General features: G+C 60.6%; 16 protein-coding genes and 1 pseudogene. 9 read left to right on the plus strand and 8 right to left on the minus strand.

Annotation, left to right across the window (positions count from 1 at the left end; all coding sequences use genetic code 11):
* The first annotated feature begins 184 nt into the window (after window positions 1–184).
* The 4 genes and pseudogenes from J3P92_RS11370 (at window position 185) to J3P92_RS11385 (ending at window position 3,312) form a co-directional block, all read left to right on the plus strand.
* On the plus strand, window positions 185–1,108 hold the full coding sequence (locus J3P92_RS11370; protein ID WP_434650820.1) for an HNH endonuclease signature motif containing protein: 924 nt from the start codon (window positions 185–187) through the stop codon (window positions 1,106–1,108).
* Window positions 1,105–1,384: pseudogene (locus J3P92_RS11375) on the plus strand (bacteriocin immunity protein). Before J3P92_RS11370 ends, J3P92_RS11375 begins: the two are co-directional and overlap by 4 nt.
* Before the next feature lie 84 nt (window positions 1,385–1,468).
* Window positions 1,469–2,320: a bacteriocin immunity protein gene (locus J3P92_RS11380; RefSeq protein ID WP_434650822.1), complete on the plus strand. Its 852-nt coding sequence runs from the start codon at window positions 1,469–1,471 to the stop codon at window positions 2,318–2,320.
* A gap of 20 nt (window positions 2,321–2,340) precedes the next feature.
* Window positions 2,341–3,312 (plus strand): S-type pyocin domain-containing protein, encoded by a 972-nt coding sequence (locus J3P92_RS11385; RefSeq protein WP_434650824.1) that lies wholly within the window; start codon window positions 2,341–2,343, stop codon window positions 3,310–3,312.
* 25 nt (window positions 3,313–3,337) lie between these two features.
* Here J3P92_RS11385 and J3P92_RS11390 read toward each other — a convergent pair whose 3' ends face one another.
* Window positions 3,338–4,360, minus strand: coding sequence for a DMT family transporter (locus tag J3P92_RS11390; RefSeq protein WP_434611558.1), 1,023 nt, complete (start codon window positions 4,358–4,360; stop codon window positions 3,338–3,340).
* Here J3P92_RS11390 and J3P92_RS11395 point away from each other — a divergent pair.
* Window positions 4,355–4,918 carry a helix-turn-helix domain-containing protein gene (locus J3P92_RS11395; RefSeq protein WP_420766583.1) on the plus strand — a complete coding sequence of 188 codons (564 nt, stop codon included), beginning with the start codon at window positions 4,355–4,357 and terminating at the stop codon, window positions 4,916–4,918. The two genes, J3P92_RS11390 and J3P92_RS11395, sit on opposite strands and share 6 nt — an antisense overlap.
* 15 nt (window positions 4,919–4,933) lie before the next feature.
* Window positions 4,934–6,370: an FAD/NAD(P)-binding protein gene (locus J3P92_RS11400; RefSeq protein WP_434650826.1), complete on the plus strand. Its 1,437-nt coding sequence runs from the start codon at window positions 4,934–4,936 to the stop codon at window positions 6,368–6,370.
* A gap of 165 nt (window positions 6,371–6,535) precedes the next feature.
* Here the strand turns inward: J3P92_RS11400 and J3P92_RS11405 are convergent, their stop codons facing one another.
* The 4 genes from J3P92_RS11405 to J3P92_RS11420 all read right to left on the minus strand — a co-directional run bounded on the left by J3P92_RS11405 (window position 6,536) and on the right by J3P92_RS11420 (window position 10,849).
* On the minus strand, window positions 6,536–7,648 hold the full coding sequence (locus J3P92_RS11405; protein ID WP_434650828.1) for a Gfo/Idh/MocA family protein: 1,113 nt from the start codon (window positions 7,646–7,648) through the stop codon (window positions 6,536–6,538).
* 230 nt (window positions 7,649–7,878) lie between these two features.
* On the minus strand, window positions 7,879–8,646 hold the full coding sequence (locus J3P92_RS11410; RefSeq protein WP_003180553.1) for an SDR family oxidoreductase: 768 nt from the start codon (window positions 8,644–8,646) through the stop codon (window positions 7,879–7,881).
* Window positions 8,647–8,670: 24 nt separating this feature from the next.
* Window positions 8,671–9,738 carry a phosphotransferase family protein gene (locus tag J3P92_RS11415; RefSeq protein WP_434650830.1) on the minus strand — a complete coding sequence of 356 codons (1,068 nt, stop codon included), beginning with the start codon at window positions 9,736–9,738 and terminating at the stop codon, window positions 8,671–8,673.
* A gap of 145 nt (window positions 9,739–9,883) precedes the next feature.
* On the minus strand, window positions 9,884–10,849 hold the full coding sequence (locus J3P92_RS11420; protein ID WP_420766579.1) for a 2-hydroxyacid dehydrogenase: 966 nt from the start codon (window positions 10,847–10,849) through the stop codon (window positions 9,884–9,886).
* Window positions 10,850–11,135: 286 nt separating this feature from the next.
* On the opposite strand from J3P92_RS11420, the gene J3P92_RS11425 reads away from it, so the two are divergent.
* On the plus strand, window positions 11,136–12,416 hold the full coding sequence (locus J3P92_RS11425) for a serine/threonine transporter (protein ID WP_434650832.1): 1,281 nt from the start codon (window positions 11,136–11,138) through the stop codon (window positions 12,414–12,416).
* Between the two features lie 135 nt (window positions 12,417–12,551).
* Here the strand turns inward: J3P92_RS11425 and acnB are convergent, their stop codons facing one another.
* Entirely contained in the window at window positions 12,552–15,161 is a 2,610-nt protein-coding gene (acnB, locus tag J3P92_RS11430) for a bifunctional aconitate hydratase 2/2-methylisocitrate dehydratase (RefSeq protein WP_249877324.1), read from the minus strand.
* A gap of 407 nt (window positions 15,162–15,568) precedes the next feature.
* Here acnB and J3P92_RS11435 point away from each other — a divergent pair, with 407 nt between their 5' ends.
* On the plus strand, window positions 15,569–16,039 hold the full coding sequence (locus J3P92_RS11435; protein WP_420766577.1) for a DUF1289 domain-containing protein: 471 nt from the start codon (window positions 15,569–15,571) through the stop codon (window positions 16,037–16,039).
* Window positions 16,040–16,122: 83 nt separating this feature from the next.
* Here J3P92_RS11435 and J3P92_RS11440 read toward each other — a convergent pair whose 3' ends face one another.
* The gene (locus tag J3P92_RS11440) at window positions 16,123–16,986 is read right to left on the minus strand and encodes a universal stress protein (RefSeq protein ID WP_420766576.1); all 864 of its coding nucleotides are present in this window, start codon (window positions 16,984–16,986) and stop codon (window positions 16,123–16,125) included.
* A 158-nt stretch (window positions 16,987–17,144) separates the two neighbouring features.
* On the opposite strand from J3P92_RS11440, the gene J3P92_RS11445 reads away from it, so the two are divergent.
* Window positions 17,145–17,747, plus strand: coding sequence for a tRNA-(ms[2]io[6]A)-hydroxylase (locus J3P92_RS11445; protein WP_420766575.1), 603 nt, complete (start codon window positions 17,145–17,147; stop codon window positions 17,745–17,747).
* Here J3P92_RS11445 and J3P92_RS11450 read toward each other — a convergent pair.
* A complete protein-coding gene (locus J3P92_RS11450; protein ID WP_434650834.1) occupies window positions 17,744–18,232 on the minus strand; it encodes a GFA family protein in 489 nt (162 codons plus the stop codon). The two genes, J3P92_RS11445 and J3P92_RS11450, sit on opposite strands and share 4 nt — an antisense overlap.
* Between the last annotated feature and the right edge of the window lie 46 nt (window positions 18,233–18,278).

The raw sequence follows: 18,278 nt of genomic DNA on the forward strand, positions 1-18,278 counted from the left end.
TGTCGCAGAATCCTACAAGGAGGGGGAAGTTTTCCTGTTTGGAGTCGTTTTGCGAGCGCCGGGTCGTCGGGATCGACCATGGGTATCAAGGCACTCGTACCACACGAACCTTGCTCGGGTGCGGTAAGTATGTACTGCACCCGAGCAGGGCTTCATCGCCATCCTGCGCCATACAGAAAAGGAGATGTCGTTCGGCGCCTTCGACCAGGCGCTATGGCGGACCCTCTCTGAACATCCGGCTCTGTGGGCAAACACAGACGAACTCAACCGCAAACGCATCGAACGCGGCTTTGCGCCCTATGCGCCAAAAAGCATATGGGTGGGAGAGCGTCGAGAATTCGAGCTGCGTTATCGGGAGCGTGCGGAGCTGGGTGAGAATCCATTCAACCTCGACCGGATCAGCATCACCACACCAAACAGCCTGCTCGGCAGGCCGGGCATCGTCCCGGCGGTCATCCCCTGGCCGGCGCCTCCCATCGGCCACGGTACCCGAACGCCTTTGGTTCCGCCGGGCATCGAACAACTTGGCCCGACCACGCTGCCCGTCACGCCACCGTTTTCGCAGATTTATCCGGGCAAGCCTGTCATCCCCGTCCTACCGGAAAACGAGACGCTTCCGGCTGTTGATCCGGTGCTGGCCGGTGCGAGTATTCCCGGGTACCCGGGTGATATGGAGTTGCCCTCGCCGGATGCGCTGTTTTATGACCGGCGAGATGATCCCGGGATGGCCCTCGGCTTTGGGCAGTCAGTTTCAGGCATTTGGTTGGGGGAGGCGGCGAGAACGACTGGGGCGGCGATTCCTGATCGGATTGCGGATCAGTTGAGGGGCAGAGAGTTTGCGAACTTTCATCGGTTCAGGGAGGCGTTTTGGAGGGCGGTGGCGGCGGATCGTGATTTAAGTAAGCAGTTTAATGGCTCAAATCTGCGAGAGATGACCAAGGGAGCGCCGCCGTTCGCTAGTCGATTGGATCAGGTTGGCGGGAGAAGGAAGTATGAAATCCATCATAAGCACGAAGTTGCGAAAGGCGGCGCAGTTTATGACTTGGAAAATCTGCTAGTTATGACTGCAAGGCGGCATATTGATTTTCACAAAGGAGAGAAGCCATGAGCGTGCTCAAAGAACGGCTGGAAGATTATACGGAGGCTGAATTTCTGACATTTCTTCGAAAATTTTTTTCATTACTCCGTTGCTTTGGAGGGGGATGCGTTGAGCCAATATACCGATAGGTTGGTGGACCATTTTGAACTGATTACTGAGCACCCTGATGGCTCAGATGTTCTCTTCTACCCAAAGGAAGGCCAGGAAGACAGCCCCGCTGGAATCCTGAAAGAAGTCAAGGAATGGCGAGCCCGCAATAACAGACCAGGTTTCAAACCCGAATAAATCATCGTTTCGTACGCATCAGCTCGACCCGTCGCGAGCAGGTGCGTCATCCACGTCGCACGCTTGAGCAAGGAAAAACCAAAGATGGAACTTAAACCCAAACTCCAGGATTACACCGAGTCCGAGTTTCAAACTCTTGTCGACAAGATCTGGAATGTGGAGGGCTGCAGGGACAAGAAAGAGCATGACAGACTGATCAAACACTTCGATCTGATAGTTGGTCATCCTGATGGTGCGGATCTGTTGTTTTACCCGGAGGATACCTCCAACTTTCATTCCCCAGGCGCAGTCACCTTCCAGCTCAAGCATTGGTATCACCAGAGGAGACTCATTCCTTTCAGGGACGGTGTGCTTCCAGCACCGTTCACGCCGGTCGACGGGTCGAGCCTTATTGGACACAACACGGCGAGAGCCAGGCACGAACTTGCGAACGCTCAGCGAGTGGCTGGGGACATCGCCTCTGCGGAGCAAACGGTCGATTCAGCATTCTCTCTGCTTGAAAGCGCTATCCAGCATCTGCCAATCCAACAGCATTCGAACGCGACGCTGGAGGCACTGGAAAAAGGAATCCGTCGGGTTGAACATGCACAGCACGAGGTGCTGATGGCGGTTCGTGCATTCGAAGGTAAGAAAATGCGTGTCGAGTTCGACAAAGCCGCGGCACAGCGAAATCTTACCTACAGCCAGGCGGAGAGGCCCCTCTGGCAAGCCGTTTTGCAGCAGGCCACTGCCAATCAGGCTGGTTATCTGGCGCGTCTGCCCTCCAACACCCAGCGTCATGCCGAACTCCACACCAACGCCGAAGCCTTAGTTGATCATGCCTGGCAGCAACTGGTGCGCCTACGGACTCCCGACCGATACCCAAGCGAGTTTCGCCTGTCTGTCGTCGCTAACCTGGAACGACCGGAACTTTTGATCAGCGACGTACAGCGTTGATGTCGGTACAACGAGTGGACTTGCATAAGACCCTGCGTTCCGCAGTCGCCGAATTCAATTGGTCATTGACCGACGGTGCGCAGGAGCATCTTGGACAGTACGCCGGCGTGCTGCACTTCAGGTTCGCCAGCCGGGCCAAGGCCGTGCGTTTTGGCCTCTGCGTTGCGCTGAATGAGCTTTCTCTGATCGATCCTGATTGGCAACTATTGGCCGCCCAGCAAGGCGAAGTAGAACTGCCGCTGCGAATGAGCACCTCGACAGTTCCCGTGAAGGCCGGCAGCCTGTCGTATGGATTACAGGAAATACGCGAACTCTTCGAAGTCTTTATCACTCCCTGCGCCGGGGTTTTGCCTGCGAAGGTTCGTGTCAGGCTCGCCGTCTGGCAGGAAGGCGAGAGGGCCTATCGGTTCACGAGCGATGGCCCGCAGCCCTCCGTTATTAAGTGGGCAGTACCCCATGGCCTGGAAGCGCCGGTGGCGCCAAAACCGGATCGGCTCGATTCCGTTGGTTTCGTCCGGTCATCGCCAGTGCCCGAATTGGCCACGTTCGAATCTATCGAAGAGGTGCGATTCGATGATTATGTGGTGGTGTTTCCGCGGGAGTCAGGGCTTGAGCCGGTCTATGTGCTATTCAATGACCGTCGGGATTGTCCAGGTGTCGTCAGTGGAGAAGGGCACGCGGAGGCTGACGATTGGCGAACGCAAGCCTTGAGCAGCCAGGGAGCGTCGGTCCCTGCGTCAGTCGCCGATTCATTGCGCGGGCAAGTTTTCGAGCGTTTCGATCTGTTCAAACGTGCATTCTGGAGGGCCGTTGCGGCCGTACCGACCTTGAATGCACAATTCAATCTCGAAAATAGGGTGTTACTGCTCAACGGTTCAGCGCCCCGCAGCGAGCAGCCCGACGATCATCGTTCGCTGCGCATCCTGCACCGCGTCGACATCACGCAGGGCGGTGGGGTCTACGATCTCGATAATCTGATTATTCGCTACTGAAACCCGAGGGCTGACGCATGGACGGTCAGCCCTCGCGCTCAAGCGCTTCATCCGCCCCTACGACACCTTTGTTCCGCGTTTTCAACTCGCTGACGATCACCGCCGCCACGATCAAGCCCGCCCCGAGCAACGCAATCGCCGGCAACCGCTCACCCGCCAGGCGCCCGGCGATGCCGGCCCATACCGGTTCGCCGGCATAGATAAGCGTGGCGCGGGTCGGCGAGACGCTTTTCTGGGCCCAGTTCATCGCCACCTGGATCGCTGCGCTGGCGGCGCCCAGGCCCACCGCGCTGATCAGCAACAGCCAGGAAAAGCCTGGGATGACCTCTTGCGTCGGCACCACCATGAGGAATGCCAGCACCGCCGTGCTTGCCAGTTGCACCACGGTTACCCGCCGTACATCGACCTGGCCCGCATAGGCACTGATCAGAATGATCTCCGCCGCAATCGCGATGGCGCTGATCAGCGTGGCGATTTCACCGGGGCTGAAGTTCAGCGAGGCCCCAGCTGGCCCGGACACCAGCATGAGCCCAGTGAACGCCAACATGATGCCTATGCTTGGCATCAACCCCGGCCGCCGGCCCAGCACGAGCCATTGCAACAGCGGCACGAAAGGCACATACAGGGCGGTGATAAAGGCCGATTGGCTGCTGGGAATGGTTTGCAGGCCTACGGTTTGCAGGCCGTAGCCGAGCATGATCGCCACGCCGATGAAGGCCCCGGCCTTGAGCTCGAACAGGGTCAGGTCACGCAAGTGGCGCCACGAGAACAGCGCGACAAAAGCCGCCGCGGCGGCAAAGCGCAGGCCCACGAAGAACATCGGTCCGCTGACCGTCATGGCGTGTTGCACCAGCAGGAACGTGCCGCCCCAGATCATGGTGATCAGTACGAGCACGCATTCGGCCTTGCTGAACCTGGGCAGATGGGAGGAAGTTTGCGGGGAGTTCACCGATGCCATGACCTTGCGCACTACTTGAGGCGGACGCACAATGCGCCCGAAGTTGGGCAGTATAATGCGCAACCCCGGCAGATGAGCAATATAGTGCACAAAGAAAATGGCCAGCGGGCGTCCGTCCTGCAACACGTCAGCCAGAACGTCCGCCGCCTGCGCCATGCCGCGCAGCTCAGCCAGACGGCGCTGGCCGAATTGTCCGGTGTTAGCCGGCGGATGCTGGTTGCCATCGAAGCGGGCGAAAAGAATGTCAGCCTGACCACCCTGGACCGCGTTGCCGAAGCCTTGGACGTGGCTTTCAGCGACCTCATCCAGGCGCCTGACGCCCGCGATCCGAGCCGGATCAATGAGCTGGCCTGGGCCGGTGTGATTCCCGGCAGCAAAGCCATCTTATTGGCCAAGGCCACCGCCAACCGAGAGGTGGAGCTTTGGGAATGGCGCCTGGAACCCGGCGAGCATTACCATTCAGAACCCGACGCGGACGGTTGGAGCGAACAGCTCTACGTATTCGAAGGCTGCCTGACATTGTTGTTGGGCAGCGAAGAACGTCGAGTCGGGGCCGGCGAGTTTTTCATGTTTGCCAGCAACCAGCCCCATGCTTATCGCAACGATGGTCCGGTGGCGGTGAGATTCGTCCGCAACGTGGTGATTTGACTCCTGGAGAGCGGTATGGACACAGCGCTGGAGCAATCTGTGATCGGCACCGCCCGCCAGGCCGATATCCTGATTATCGGCGGCGGCCTGAGCGGAACCCTGTTGGCGGCGCAACTGCTGCGGCTGCCGGGCCGGCGCGAGGTATTGATTGTCGAGCCGCGCAGCGAGTTGGGCCGGGGCGAGGCCTACAGCGCCGTGGAGCTGGGCCACACCCTCAATGGCAATGCGGCACGCATGAGCGTCGACCCGGACAATGCCGATGATCTCACGCAATGGCTCGCTGCGTTCATCGTGGCCGGTGGTTGGCCTGAGTCCGATCAGCAACATGTGCCGGTCAGCGAGTTGTTTCCTCCGCGGGGGATGTTCGGCCTGTATGTGCAACAGCGTCTGGCCGAGGCTCGTGCGTTGGGCGCGCGCCATGGATCGGTGGCGGAGCATGTGCGCGGGGAGGCCGTCGATTTGCGGGTCATCGATGATGCCGTGCAAGTGACGCTCGGCGATGGCCAAGTATTGCAAGGACGCTTTGCCGTGCTCGCCACCGGCATGTTCCCCGCGGCACGAACCCCGCAGACCGAGTCGAGCGGCTTGAACGCCGCGGCGCTTGATCCGTGGGACGTGGCTGCGATGCGCCAGCTTGATCCGCTAGCGACGGTCATGATCATCGGTTCGGGGCTGACCATGGTCGATGCCGTGGTATCGCTGGAACAGGCCGGGCATCGCGGGCCTATCGAAGTATTTTCCCGTCACGGTTTGTTGCCCCATGTACGTCGGCAGCCACCGGCCTGGGTGGACTTTCTCGCCGATGATCACAGCCTGCGTTCGCCACGCCAGTTGATGCGCGCGCTGCGTGGGCAATGCCGCTTGGCCCAAGCCCAGGGCATCGATTGGCAGGCCCCGCTGGACACGGTGCGTGCCCATATCGGGCGTTTGTGGAGTCAGGCCAGCGATGTGCAGCGCCGACAGTTCGTGCGGCATGTGCGACCTTGGTGGGAAAGCCATCACCATCGCTCGCCTCCGTTGAGCGCGGAACTGGTGGCGCGTCTGCACGGGGAGGGACGGTTGCGGATCCAGGCGGCGTCGTACAAGGGGCTTGTGTCGTCTGGCGAAGGATCGGTGGCGATCAATATTCGCCGAAGGGGCGAGGCTGGACTGGAAGTGGTGGAGGGCGCCGCGTTGATCAACTCCAGCGGCATTGAATATGACTGGCGCCGTGTTGCCCGGCCGTTGCCGCAGCAGTTGTTGGCCCGAGAGTTGGTCCAGCCCGGTCCGTTGGCGCTGGGTATTGCAGCGCGTGCCGACGGCGCAGTGCTGGACGCCCAAGGCGAGCCGGCCAGCCGCCTGTTCGCCATGGGTCCGCCGTTACGCGGGATGTGGTGGGAAAGCACGGCGGTGACTGATGTGGCGAGCCAGGCGAAGGCGTTGGCGAGGCGGTTGGCTGAACTGCACGCCTAAAATTGAAGCTGGACACATTCTGTGGCGAGGGGATTTATCCCCGTTGGGGTGCGAAGCGCCCCCAAGACCTGACGCCTCGGTGTGTCAGGTATATCTCAGGGCCGCTTCGCGGCCCAGCGGGGATAAATCCCCTCGCCACAAAAGCAGGTCAGCGGCGGGCCGTGACTATTCGCTAACCTTAACCCAACGCTGTTCCAGTGCCGCCACGCGAATCGCCGCCGCCAGCCGCTCCACTTCCCAGGCCTCTTCGAAATCCGTCCCGCTGCCACCTTCACCTGCCAGCGCCATGATCAACTCCTGCACCTCCAACGTCTTCAGTTCGTTGTAGCCCAATTGGTGCCCGGCGGCAGGGCTGAACGCGGCATAGCCGGGTAGATCCGGGCCGGCCAGCAGTCGCTGGAAACCCGCCTGGCCGGCGCGGCACACCCGCAGCTCGTTCAGCCTTTCCTGGTCGAACGCCAGCGTGCCGAGTGTGCCGCTGATTTCGAAGCTCAGGTGATTCTTGCAGCCGTGCTTGAGCCAACTGCTGCTCACCGTGCCCCGGGCGCCGCTGGCAAAGCGCAGCAGTGCATTGACCTGATCATCCACCGCGATCGCGCGTTGTTCGGTGCTGCCAACGTTGGCAGGACGCTGTTTGTGCACGGTTTGGCTGTCGGCACACACAGCCTCTACCTCGCCCAACAAATGCCGCGCCATCGCCAGGAGATGGCTGCCCAGGTCCGCCAGCGCGCCACCGGCGTGCGCGGCCTCGCAGCGCCACGACCAGGGTGAGGCCGGGTCGGCCATGAAATCTTCGCTGAATTCGCCCTGGAAACTGATGATCTGTCCAAGCTCTCCGCGCTGGATCATCCCCCGCGCCAGTTGGATGATCGGGTTGTGCTGGTAGTTGTAGCCGACCCGCGTCACCACGCCAGCCGCCTTGGCTGCCCGGCGCATCTGCTCGGCCTGTTCCAGGGATACCGCCAACGGCTTTTCACAATAGACCGGCTTGCCCGCCGCCAACGCGGCCATGGCCATCGGAAAGTGCAAATGATTGGGCGTGGTGATGGCGACCAAATGAACCTTCGGGTCGTCGATCAGCCGTTGCCAGTCACTGTGAGCCGTCTCGAACCCCCAGCTCTGGGCGCATTGCCGGGCACGCTGCGGATCGGCGTCGGCCAGGGCCGCCAGTTTCAGGTTCAAGGGGAGGTCGAACACCGCCTTGGCATTGTGGAACGCCAAGGCATGGGCACGGCCCATGAAACCAGTGCCAATCAGACCGATGCCGAGTTCACACATGAGAAGAGCCCTTTGAATTTTTATTTTCAGGAGAGCTCTTTATGGAATAAATATTCGCTAATTGCAAATACTGGAATAAATATTCATTCTGTTGCCGCTCAGCGTCCCTTGTGGGAGCGAGCTTGCTCGCGATTGCAGTGGATCAGCCGGTACTGTTGTGCCTGATGCAACGCTATCGCGAGCAAGCTCGCTCCCACAGGAATTCCAAAGGTCTGCCTCGCGGCTCGTTGTCAGGAAAGGAACCCGCCATCCACATTCAACGCCACGCCCGTGGTATAGCTCGACGCATCGCTCGCCAGGTACAACACCGCGCCGGCCATTTCGCTCGGGTCGGCCACGCGCTTGAGGGGAATCTGCGCCAGGGCGGTTTTGAGGATGGCGTCGTTCTTGACCAGCGCTGAGGCAAACTTGGTATCGGTCAGGCCCGGCAGGAGGGCGTTGCAGCGGATGCCGAACTGCGCGCATTCCTTGGCGAAGACCTTGGTCATGTTGATCACCGCGGCCTTGGTGACCGAGTAGATGCCCTGAAAGATTCCCGGGGAAATGCCGTTGATCGACGCCACGTTGATGATGCTGCCGCCACCGTTTTCGCGCATCAGCTTGCCGGCCTCCACCGACATGAAGAAATAGCCGCGAATGTTCACGTCCACGGTTTTCTGGAACGCGCCCAGGTCGGTGTCCAGCACGTTGCAGAATTGCGGGTTGGTGGCGGCGTTATTCACCAGGATATCCAGACGCCCGAACTGTTCGCGGATGCCGGCGAACACCTGGCTGATCTGCTCCATTTCACCAATGTGACAGGCAATGGCGGTGGCCTTGCCGCCGGCGGCGATGATGGCGTCAGCGACATGCTGGCAACCATCGAGCTTGCGGCTGGAGACGATCACGTGGGCGCCTTGCTGGGCCAGCAGTTTGGCGATGGCTTCGCCGATGCCGCGGCTGGCGCCGGAAACGAAAGCGATCTTACCGTCGAGGTCGAACAACTGGGTCTTGGACATGCTGTTTCCTTGTTATAGGTGCGCTCAGAGCGTGGATTTGCTGATGACTTGCAGGCTCATCTGCTCCAGCAGCTTGTTCATCTGAACGAACTGCGCGAAGCGTTTGTCCTGGGTCTGGCCATGGAAAAAGCGGTAGTAGATCTGCTGGACGATACCGGCCAGGCGGAACAGTCCATAGGTGTAGTAGAAGTCGAAGTTGTCGATGCGAATCCCGGCGCGTTCGGCGTAGTAATCGACGAACTCACGGCGGGTCAGCATGCCCGGCGCGTGGCTTGGCTGGCGCCGCATCAGTTGCACGGGCGCCGGATCACCGGCTTCGATCCAGTAGGCGAGGCTGTTGCCCAGGTCCATCAACGGATCGCCGAGGGTGGTCAGTTCCCAATCCAGCACGCCGATGATCTGCATCGGGTTGTCCGGGTCCAGGATGACATTGTCGAAGCGGTAGTCGTTGTGGACGATGCTCGATGTTGGATGGTCGGCGGGCATCTTGTCGTTGAGCCAGGCCTTGACCGTCTCCCATTTAGGCGCATCGGGCGTCAAGGCCTTGTCGTAGCGGTCGCTCCAACCACGGATCTGCCGGGCCACGTAGCCCTCGGGCTTGCCCAGGTCGGCCAGGCCGCAAGCGGTGTAGTCGACGCGGTGCAGCTCGACAAGCCGGTCGATGAAGCTCTTGCACAATGCTTCAGTGCGGGCGGCGTCGAAGCCCAGTTCCGGTGGCAGCTCGGAGCGCAAAATGATGCCCTTGACCCGCTCCATCACGTAAAACTCGGCGCCCATCACCGACTCGTCGGTGCAATGGACGTAGGCTTTCGGGCAGTACGGAAAACCTTCACGCAATTGATTGAGGATGCGGAACTCACGGCCCATGTCGTGGGCCGATTTGGCCTTGTGACCGAACGGGGGCCGGCGCAGGACGAACTCCTGTTCGGGGTATTCGAGCAGGTACGTCAGGTTTGACGCGCCACCGGGAAACTGGCTGATCACCGGCGTGCCGGTCAAGCCAGGAATGTGGGCCTTGAGGTACGGGTCGATCAGGTTGGCATCGAGTTCTTCACCGTCGCGCACGCGGGTGGACTGATCAGTAACTGCCATGCTTATCCCTTCTGCTTATTTTGGAGGCCATCGATCATTGGCTAATCTAATGGCGTGCGGCAGCCGTCACAAGCACGCCGGGGTCTTATAGGTTAGCGTGTTGCTGGGTGATCAGCGGATTTGATGAGCCGTGGTTGCGTCTGGCCTACCGGTCAACGCAAGCCTGCGCATCGGGTAGCTGCACTGGCGTCAGCACCGGCTTGCCGGAAAAGAACGCGTTCAGGTTCTCACCCACCAACTCCACCGTGGCGCGTGTCGCTTCCGGCGACAGGCCGGCCACGTGGGGCGTGAGCACGACATTGGGCAAGTGTTTCAGGGCGTCAGGCACTTCGGGCTCGTGATCGAACACATCCAGCGCAGCCCCGGCAATTCGCCGGTGTTCAAGGGCGCTGATGAGTTCGGTCGTGGCGACCACGCTGGCCCGGGCGATATTCACCAAGAAGCCGTGGGGCCCGAGGGCATCGAGGGCTTGCTTGTTGATCAATTGGCGGGTGTCCAGGCCTCCGGGCGTGGCGACAATCAGGAAATCCGACACCCTGGCGAGCTCGGTGGGGGTGGCGCAGAAGGCGTAGGGCACATCGCTGCGCACGCGACGGTTGTGGTAGCTGACCTTCATGTCGAAACCGAGGGCGGCCCGCTTGGCAATGGCCATGCCCACGGCGCCGAGCCCCAGGATGCCCAGGTGCTTGCCCGCGAGGGAAGGGCGCATGGTTCGCGGCCACTCGCCACGGCGCAGGGCCGCGTCGGATCGAGGCACATCGCGCACCAACGCCAGCAACAACGCCATGGCATGGTCGGCCACCGAGGAGGCATTGACCCCGGCACCGTTGGTGACGACGATGCCTCGCTCGCTGGCGGCTTGCAGGTCCACTTGCTCATAACCGGCGCCGATTACACAGATGATCCTGAGGTTGGGCAAAGCCGTCATTTCTTCAGCCGTCAAACCGAGGGGGCCACGGGTCAACACCGCGCTGAACCGGTCGCCGTGTTCGAAAATCGCTGTCTTGCGTTCGGCGGGCGTGGGCGCCAATTCCAAGTGATAACCCTGGCGCTCCAGGATTGGCAGGTATTCGTTGACGGTTTCAACCAGTACCAGAACGGTTGCGGTCATGCTGGGCTCCTGTAGGCGCTTTTCGATCATCGATATTCAACCTGATTGTAGGAGCCGGCGGGAGGGATGGCCTGGGCTTTTTTATGATCATTTGTCCTGCTGCGCTGTTCTTGTGGGGGCGAGCTGGAAAACGCTGCTCCGCAGAACCGCTCCTCAGCTAAGTCTTTGCTTCTGCTCGTTAATCCCGGACAATCGCGCCCCTGTTTCGGCCAGGGGCGCTGCCTGTCGGGTTTTTCCGACTCGTCCCGGCCGGGTGCATGTGACCGGAAAGCGGAGATCCGACCGGATGAATGATCAGGCCAACAGCGTCGAAGAGCGCTTTGAAACGACAGCCCCAGCCACCCTCAGCCAATGGAGTCGCCAAGACACGACCTGGATGCTGGGCCTGTTTGGCACCGCCATTGGTGCCGGCACGCTGTTCTTACCGATCAATGCCGGCCTTGGCGGTTTCTGGCCGCTGCTGGTGCTGGCGGTGCTGGCGTTCCCCATGACGTTCTATGCGCATCGGGGCTTGACCCGTTTTGTATTGTCCGGCCGCGACGGCGCGGACATCACCGAGGTGGTGGAGGAGCATTTCGGTATCAAGGCCGGTGCGCTGATCACGCTGTTGTACTTCCTCGCCATCTTCCCGATCTTGCTGATCTACAGCGTGGCGCTGACCAACACGGTCGGCAGTTTCCTGGAACACCAGCTGCACGTGCAGCCGCCGCCCCGGGCCTTGTTGTCGCTGATGCTCATCCTCGGCCTGCTGGCCGTGGTCCGCTGCGGCGAGCAGGTCATCGTCAAGGCCATGAGCCTGATGGTCTATCCCTTTATCGTGGCGCTGTTGTTTCTGGCGGTGTTCCTGGTGCCCCATTGGAACGGCGGGATCCTGAGCACGGCGTCGACGGTGCCGCAGCCTTCGGCGTTGCTGCATACCTTGTGGCTGGCGATTCCGGTGATGGTGTTCTCATTCAACCATTCGCCGATCATCTCGGCATTCGCAGTGGACCAGAAACGCCGCTACGGCAATGAGGCTGAAAAGCGCAGTGCGCAGATCCTGTCGCGCGCCCATGTGCTGATGGTCGTAATGGTGCTGTTCTTCGTGTTCAGCTGCGTGCTGACCCTGTCCCCGGCACAACTGGCCGAGGCCAAGGCGCAGAACCTGTCGATCCTGTCGTACCTGGCCAACCACTTCAGCAACCCGACCATCGCCTTCGCGGCGCCGTTGATTGCTTTCGTGGCGATCGCCAAATCCTTCCTCGGGCATTACATCGGCGCCAGCGAAGGCCTCAAGGGCTTGATCGTCAAGAGCGGCCGCCGCCCAGCCCCCAAGACCCTGGACCGCCTCACGGCAGCGTTCATGCTGGTGGTGTGTTGGGTTGTCGCCACTCTCAACCCAAGCATCCTGGGCATGATCGAAACCCTGGGCGGCCCGGTGATCGCGGCGATTCTGTTCCTGATGCCGATGTACGCCATCCGCAAGGTCCCGGCCATGGCTCGTTATCGCGGACAAGCGTCGAATGTCTTTGTGGTGGCGGTGGGTTTGGTGGCGATTACTGCGTTGGTCTATTCCCTCTTGGCCTGACCTTTTTTTGTGGGAGCAAGCTTGCTCCGGGCGGCGTTCCGGCGAAAGCGGCGAGTCAGCTTTCATCAAATCCCAGGCATAAAAAAACGCCGCCCCCGTGAGAGGGGCGGCGTTTTTAGGCGGGCGTCTTAAGCGTTACGCTTGGACGACCGGGATGTTGGCGTTTGCAGCCGCTTCACGGAACTCGGCGATCTGGTCGAAGCTCAGGTAGCGGTACACGTCCGCTGCCATGCTGTCGATCTTGCCGGCGTATTCCATGTACTCCTCGACGGTCGGCAGGCGACCCAGGATGGACGCTACGGATGCCAGTTCGGCCGAGGCCAGATAGACATTCGCGCCGTCACCCAGACGGTTCGGGAAGTTACGGGTCGAAGTCGACACCACGGTGGAGTTCGGCTCGACGCGTGCCTGGTTACCCATGCACAGCGAGCAGCCTGGCATTTCCATCCGAGCACCGGCCTTGCCGTAGATGCCGTAGTAGCCTTCTTCGGTCAGTTGGTGAGCGTCCATCTTGGTCGGTGGCGACAGCCACAGACGGGTTGGCAGCTGACCCTTGACCTGATCCAGCAGTTTACCGGCAGCGCGGAAGTGACCGATGTTGGTCATGCACGAACCGATGAACACTTCGTCGATCTTCTCGCCAGCAACGCTGGACAACAGACGAGCATCGTCCGGGTCGTTCGGCGCGCAGAGCACAGGCTCGCTGATGTCGGCCAGATCGATTTCGATGACTTCGGCGTATTCGGCGTCGGCATCGGCTTCCATCAGTTGCGGGTTGGCGATCCAGGCTTCCATCGCTTGGGCGCGACGTTCCAGGGTACGCGCATCGCCGTAGCCTTCGCCGATCATCCAGCGCAGCAAGGTGATGTTGGACTGCAGGTACTCGGTGATCGACTCTTTCGACAGCTTGATGGTGCAACCGGCAGCCGAACGTTCGGCCGAGGCGTCGGACAACTCGAACGCCTGCTCCAGGGTCAAGCCTTCCAGGCCTTCGATTTCCAGGATGCGGCCGGAGAAGGCGTTTTTCTTGCCTTTCTTCTCGACGGTCAGCAGACCGTTCTGGATAGCGAAGTAAGGAATGGCATGAACCAGGTCACGCAGGGTGATGCCAGGTTTCATCTTGCCTTTGAAGCGCACCAGGATCGATTCCGGCATGTCCAGCGGCATGACGCCGGTGGCAGCGGCGAACGCGACCAGGCCGGAACCGGCCGGGAACGAGATGCCCATTGGGAAACGGGTGTGCGAGTCGCCACCGGTGCCCACGGTGTCTGGCAGCAGCATGCGGTTGAGCCACGAGTGGATGATGCCGTCGCCCGGACGCAGGGAAACGCCGCCGCGGGTCATGATGAAGTCAGGCAGGGTGTGGTGGGTGGTGACGTCGATCGGCTTCGGATAGGCCGCGGTGTGGCAGAAGGACTGCATCACCAGGTCAGCCGAGAAGCCCAGGCACGCCAGATCTTTCAGTTCGTCACGGGTCATGGGACCTGTGGTGTCCTGGGAACCCACGGTGGTCATTTTCGGTTCGCAGTAGGTGCCAGGACGAACGCCTTGGCCTTCTGCCAGGCCGCAAGCCTTGCCGACCATCTTCTGCGCCAGGGTGAAACCCTTGGTGCTTTCAGCAGGCGCTTCAGGCTTCTTGAACAGGTCGAACGGTGGCAGGCCCAGTTCGGCGCGAGCCTTCTCGGTCAGGCCACGGCCAATGATCAGCGGAATGCGGCCACCAGCGCGGACTTCGTCCAACAGCACCGGGGTCTTCATTTCGAAGGTGGTGATGACTTCGTCGGTACCGTGCTTGCAGACCTTGCCGGCATGGGGGTACAGGTCGATCACGTCGCCCATGTTCATGTTCGACACGTCGAACTCGATCGGCAGTGCGCCGGCATCTTCCATGGTGTTGTAGAAGATCGGTGCGATCTTGCTGCCGAAGCAGAAACCGCCTGCGCGCTTGTTCGGCACGTAGGGAATGTCGTCGCCGAAGAACCACAGCACCGAGTTGGTGGCCGATTTACGCGAGGAGCCGGTACCCACCACGTCGCCGACGTAGGCGATCGGGAAGCCCTGGCCGCGCATTTCTTCGATCTGCTTCATCGGGCCGGTCTTGCCTTGCTCGTCCGGAACGATGCCGTCACGGGCCATTTTCAGCATGGCGAGGGCGTGCAGCGGGATGTCAGGACGCGACCAGGCGTCCGGGGCAGGGGACAGGTCGTCGGTGTTGGTTTCGCCGGTGACCTTGAACACGCGCAGGCTGATCTTGTCGGCCAGCACCGGGCGCTTCTTGAACCACTCGCCGTCAGCCCAGGATTGCAGCACGGCCTTGGCGTGAACGTTGCCGTTCTTGGCTTTTTCAGCCACGTCGTGGAAGGCGTCGAACATCAGCAGGGTGTGCTTGAGTTCTTCGGCGGCGACTGGCGCCAGCTCGGCGTCGTCCAGCAGCTCGACCAGGGTCACGATGTTATAGCCACCCTGCATGGTGCCGAGCAGTTCTACAGCGCGCTTCTTGTCCAACAGAGGGGATTGGGCCTGGCCCTTGGCCAGGGCGGACAGGAAGCCGGCCTTGACGTAGGCGGCTTCGTCGACGCCTGGCGGAACACGATTGGTGATCAGGTCAACGAGGAAGGCTTCTTCGCCAGCCGGAGGATTCTTCAGCAGCTCGATCAGGCCTGCGGTTTGTTCGGCGTTAAGCGGCTGGGGAACGATACCCAGGGCTGCACGCTCTTCGATATGTTTGCGGTAGGCTTCAAGCACAGTTATTACCCTCATCAGTGGTCCCAAATGGGTGTCCGGGACGCTCATCCAGAAACTCACGGCACTCATGCGCGACAGGGGCTTTTTGGGCCTCCACGCCAGAGTTGACGGAGTTCCTCACAGAAGCTGCTTTCAAAGTTTTACGCCTGCAGAACGGGGAGCTGATGAGGGTTGGCGTTGGGCTTTCCCCGCTGGAAAGACCCTTCGCCAACACCGCTCTGAAGGAACGACTGTGCTCGTGACGCTTTGAAAACAGCTTCTAACGGACATTGGCGCCTTAAAAGGCTGGCTGATTCTACGGGAAAAAAAAATTAAAGGTAAGTTGGGCTTCCAGGTTTGAGGGGTGATCAATCTTAGACAAAGGGCTAACATGCCCGTCTGTCCTGTTTTTGCGTGTGCGTTGCCTTATGCCCAACCAGCTCATCAAGACCCCCTGCGTCGGCCTCTGTTCCACTGTCTACGGTGACCTGGTCTGCCGTGGCTGCAAGCGGTTCCACCATGAAGTGATCCACTGGAACGGCTACAACGAGGAAGAAAAACGCGCGGTGTGGATGCGGCTCGAGCAACTGCTGGTGCAGGTAATGGTGGCGAAGCTGGAGGTTTTCGACCCGGCGTTGCTGCGTCAGCAACTGGAGGCGCGCAAGATCCGCTTCGTGCCGCACCAATCGGAATATTGCTGGGCCTATCAACTGATCGCCCGGGGCGCGCGGGTGATCAATAACCTGGAAGCGTACGGCATGGTCCTGTTGCCGGAGTTTCGCGATTGGGACCTGCCGGACCTGCGAGATGCCATTGATCGGGAATTCTTCCTCCTGTCCGAAGCGCATTACCAACGTTATATCGCGCCGGGGTTCCTCAAGGATGCGATGGACGGCTGACAGCCTGTCATTCGGACCAGATAGCTTTTGTGGCGAGGGAGCAAGCTCCCTCGCCACGGAAACTCGGCTGAATCCACAAAGCCTCAACCCTTGTACGCCAACTCCACCAGGTGGTCTTCGACTTCCTGTGGCTTGAGCACCAGCACATCGCTTTCCAGCGCATCGAGCACGGCTTCGGCGGTATTGCCGATCAACACGCCTGACAAGCCGGAGCGCGCCACGGTGCCAATCACGGTGACCGCGGCCTGAAGCTTGTGGGCCATGTAGGGAATCAATACGTCCGCCGGGCCTTCCTGGATGTGCAGATGCTGGTCATCGATGTCGAACTCGGCCTGGAACGCCCGGCATTGTTCGCGATAACGCGCTTCGATGGTTTCCTTGAGCTGGAAGGTCGGGTCGGCCGACGAGAGCATCGGTGACGGGTGGGCGCTGATTACATGCAGGTGCGCCTTGGCCAGGAGGGCAATGTCATAGCCGTGATCGATGATGGTCGAGTGCAGGTGACGATGCTCGCCATCGGCATTGCCGACATCGACTGCCGCCAGGATGACCCGGTCTTTCCAGGAACCGCACGTCTTGACCAGCAGCACCGGGGTCGGGCAATGGCGCAGCAACTTCCAGTCCGCCGGGGTCAGCAGGGCTTTTTTCAATGGGCTGTCCGGGAAGTGTTGCTTGATGACCAGGCCACAGCCTTCGGCCTGCTGCACGTCGATGATGGTTTCGTAAAGGCTTTCGTTCCAGGCCTGTTCGGTGGTGACGCTATAGCCGTCGGCCAGCAATGCGCTTTTCAGCACGCTGAGCAGGCCGGCATGATCGTGGTGTTTGTCGCATGCCAGCAGATGCAGATGAGCCTGGGTTACTCCGGCGATCAATTTGGCGCGCTTGAGCGCAAGGCTTTCCGAATGTTCGGGTTCGATGACCACCAGGATGCTGCGAATGGCTTGCATGATCGGCGTCTCCAGCAATAAAGAGGCATGGCGTTGCTCAACTATAGTTGCTATGGATGGCGCGTCGACTTGATGCATATCAATCGGTGTGACTGGTGGTCTGGAGGCAGGCCGGTATAATCGGCGCCCTTTGCTCGACTACCTTTTCCGTGAGCCCCATGATCCTTCCCGAAATTCACGAGTTCCTCGGCTGCCGCACCCCCGATGCCTGGGTCCAGGCTGCGCTGGCCGATCAGGAAACGCTGCTGATCGACCACAAGAACTGCGAGTTCAAGGCCGCCAGCACCGCCCTGAGCCTGATCGCCAAGTACCATTCCCATGTAGATTTGATCAACATGATGTCGCGCCTGGCCCGGGAAGAGCTGGTGCATCATGAGCAGGTCATGCGCCTGATGAAAAAGCGCAAGGTCGGCCTGCGCCAGCTTTCCGCCGGGCGCTACGCCTCGGGCTTGCGCAAAGTGGTGCGCAGCCACGAGCCGGTGAAACTGGTGGACACCCTGGTGGTCGGCGCCTTCATCGAAGCCCGCAGCTGCGAGCGATTCGAGGCGCTGGTGCCGCATCTGGACGAGGAACTCGGCAAATTCTATTTCGGCTTGCTGAAAAGTGAGGCCCGGCACTTCCAGGGTTATCTGAAGCTGGCATATCAGTATGGAGACGCCAAGGACATCGCCCAGGTGATCGACAAGGTTCGCGAGGCCGAGCGCGAGCTGATCGAGTCGCCGGATGGGGAGTTCCGGTTTCACAGCGGCGTGCCGGCCTAACGGGTCAAACCCAACCGTTCATGCCACTGGGCAATCGATTCCTCGGGATATACATCGAACTGCTGGTCGCCCGGATGCGCCTCGACTTCCACCCACGGCGCCTTGGAACCCAGCATCAGGTGGGTGTGCTCCGGCGGTACCGGCAACGGCGTGTCGATGGCTGAGGCAAACGGATGGATCAGCTCCGGCCACTCGGGGCTGAACAACCACAACCCCGAACCGCAAAGCGAACAGAAATGCCGTTCGGCGCTGCTGCGATGGGCGCGTTTATCGCCTTCATCCTTGAGTCGCGCATGGTAGACCGTGATGTGCTTGCGGCCTTGCACCTTGAGACTCTTCGCATCGCCCCCCAGGTTGACCGCAAAACCGCCGCCGCCCTGGGTCTTGCGACAGATCGAACAATAGCAGCGCTGGTAAGGGTAGGGATGGGTGCTGTCCAGGCTGAACGAAACGGCGCCGCAGTGGCAGGATCCTTCGAGGTGCATGGGGGGACCTCCGGTTAGGGACTGAATAATCTGGACAACCTCGATG

Source organism: Pseudomonas sp. D3-27 (genome assembly GCF_051132165.1).
Classification (GTDB): Bacteria; Pseudomonadota; Gammaproteobacteria; order Pseudomonadales; family Pseudomonadaceae; genus Aquipseudomonas.

What these genes read in the sequence shown, in the direction of transcription:
- J3P92_RS11370 (WP_434650820.1), top strand. Translation starts at nt 185, where the DNA reads ATGTCGTTCGGCGCCTTCGACCAGGCGCTATGGCGGACCCTCTCTGAA.
- J3P92_RS11380 (WP_434650822.1), top strand. Translation starts at nt 1,469, where the DNA reads ATGGAACTTAAACCCAAACTCCAGGATTACACCGAGTCCGAGTTTCAA.
- J3P92_RS11400 (WP_434650826.1), top strand. Translation starts at nt 4,934, where the DNA reads ATGGACACAGCGCTGGAGCAATCTGTGATCGGCACCGCCCGCCAGGCC.
- J3P92_RS11405 (WP_434650828.1), bottom strand. Translation starts at nt 7,648, where the DNA reads ATGTGTGAACTCGGCATCGGTCTGATTGGCACTGGTTTCATGGGCCGT.
- J3P92_RS11410 (WP_003180553.1), bottom strand. Translation starts at nt 8,646, where the DNA reads ATGTCCAAGACCCAGTTGTTCGACCTCGACGGTAAGATCGCTTTCGTT.
- J3P92_RS11415 (WP_434650830.1), bottom strand. Translation starts at nt 9,738, where the DNA reads ATGGCAGTTACTGATCAGTCCACCCGCGTGCGCGACGGTGAAGAACTC.
- J3P92_RS11420 (WP_420766579.1), bottom strand. Translation starts at nt 10,849, where the DNA reads ATGACCGCAACCGTTCTGGTACTGGTTGAAACCGTCAACGAATACCTG.
- J3P92_RS11425 (WP_434650832.1), top strand. Translation starts at nt 11,136, where the DNA reads ATGAATGATCAGGCCAACAGCGTCGAAGAGCGCTTTGAAACGACAGCC.
- J3P92_RS11435 (WP_420766577.1), top strand. Translation starts at nt 15,569, where the DNA reads ATGCCCAACCAGCTCATCAAGACCCCCTGCGTCGGCCTCTGTTCCACT.
- J3P92_RS11440 (WP_420766576.1), bottom strand. Translation starts at nt 16,986, where the DNA reads ATGCAAGCCATTCGCAGCATCCTGGTGGTCATCGAACCCGAACATTCG.
- J3P92_RS11445 (WP_420766575.1), top strand. Translation starts at nt 17,145, where the DNA reads ATGATCCTTCCCGAAATTCACGAGTTCCTCGGCTGCCGCACCCCCGAT.
- J3P92_RS11450 (WP_434650834.1), bottom strand. Translation starts at nt 18,232, where the DNA reads ATGCACCTCGAAGGATCCTGCCACTGCGGCGCCGTTTCGTTCAGCCTG.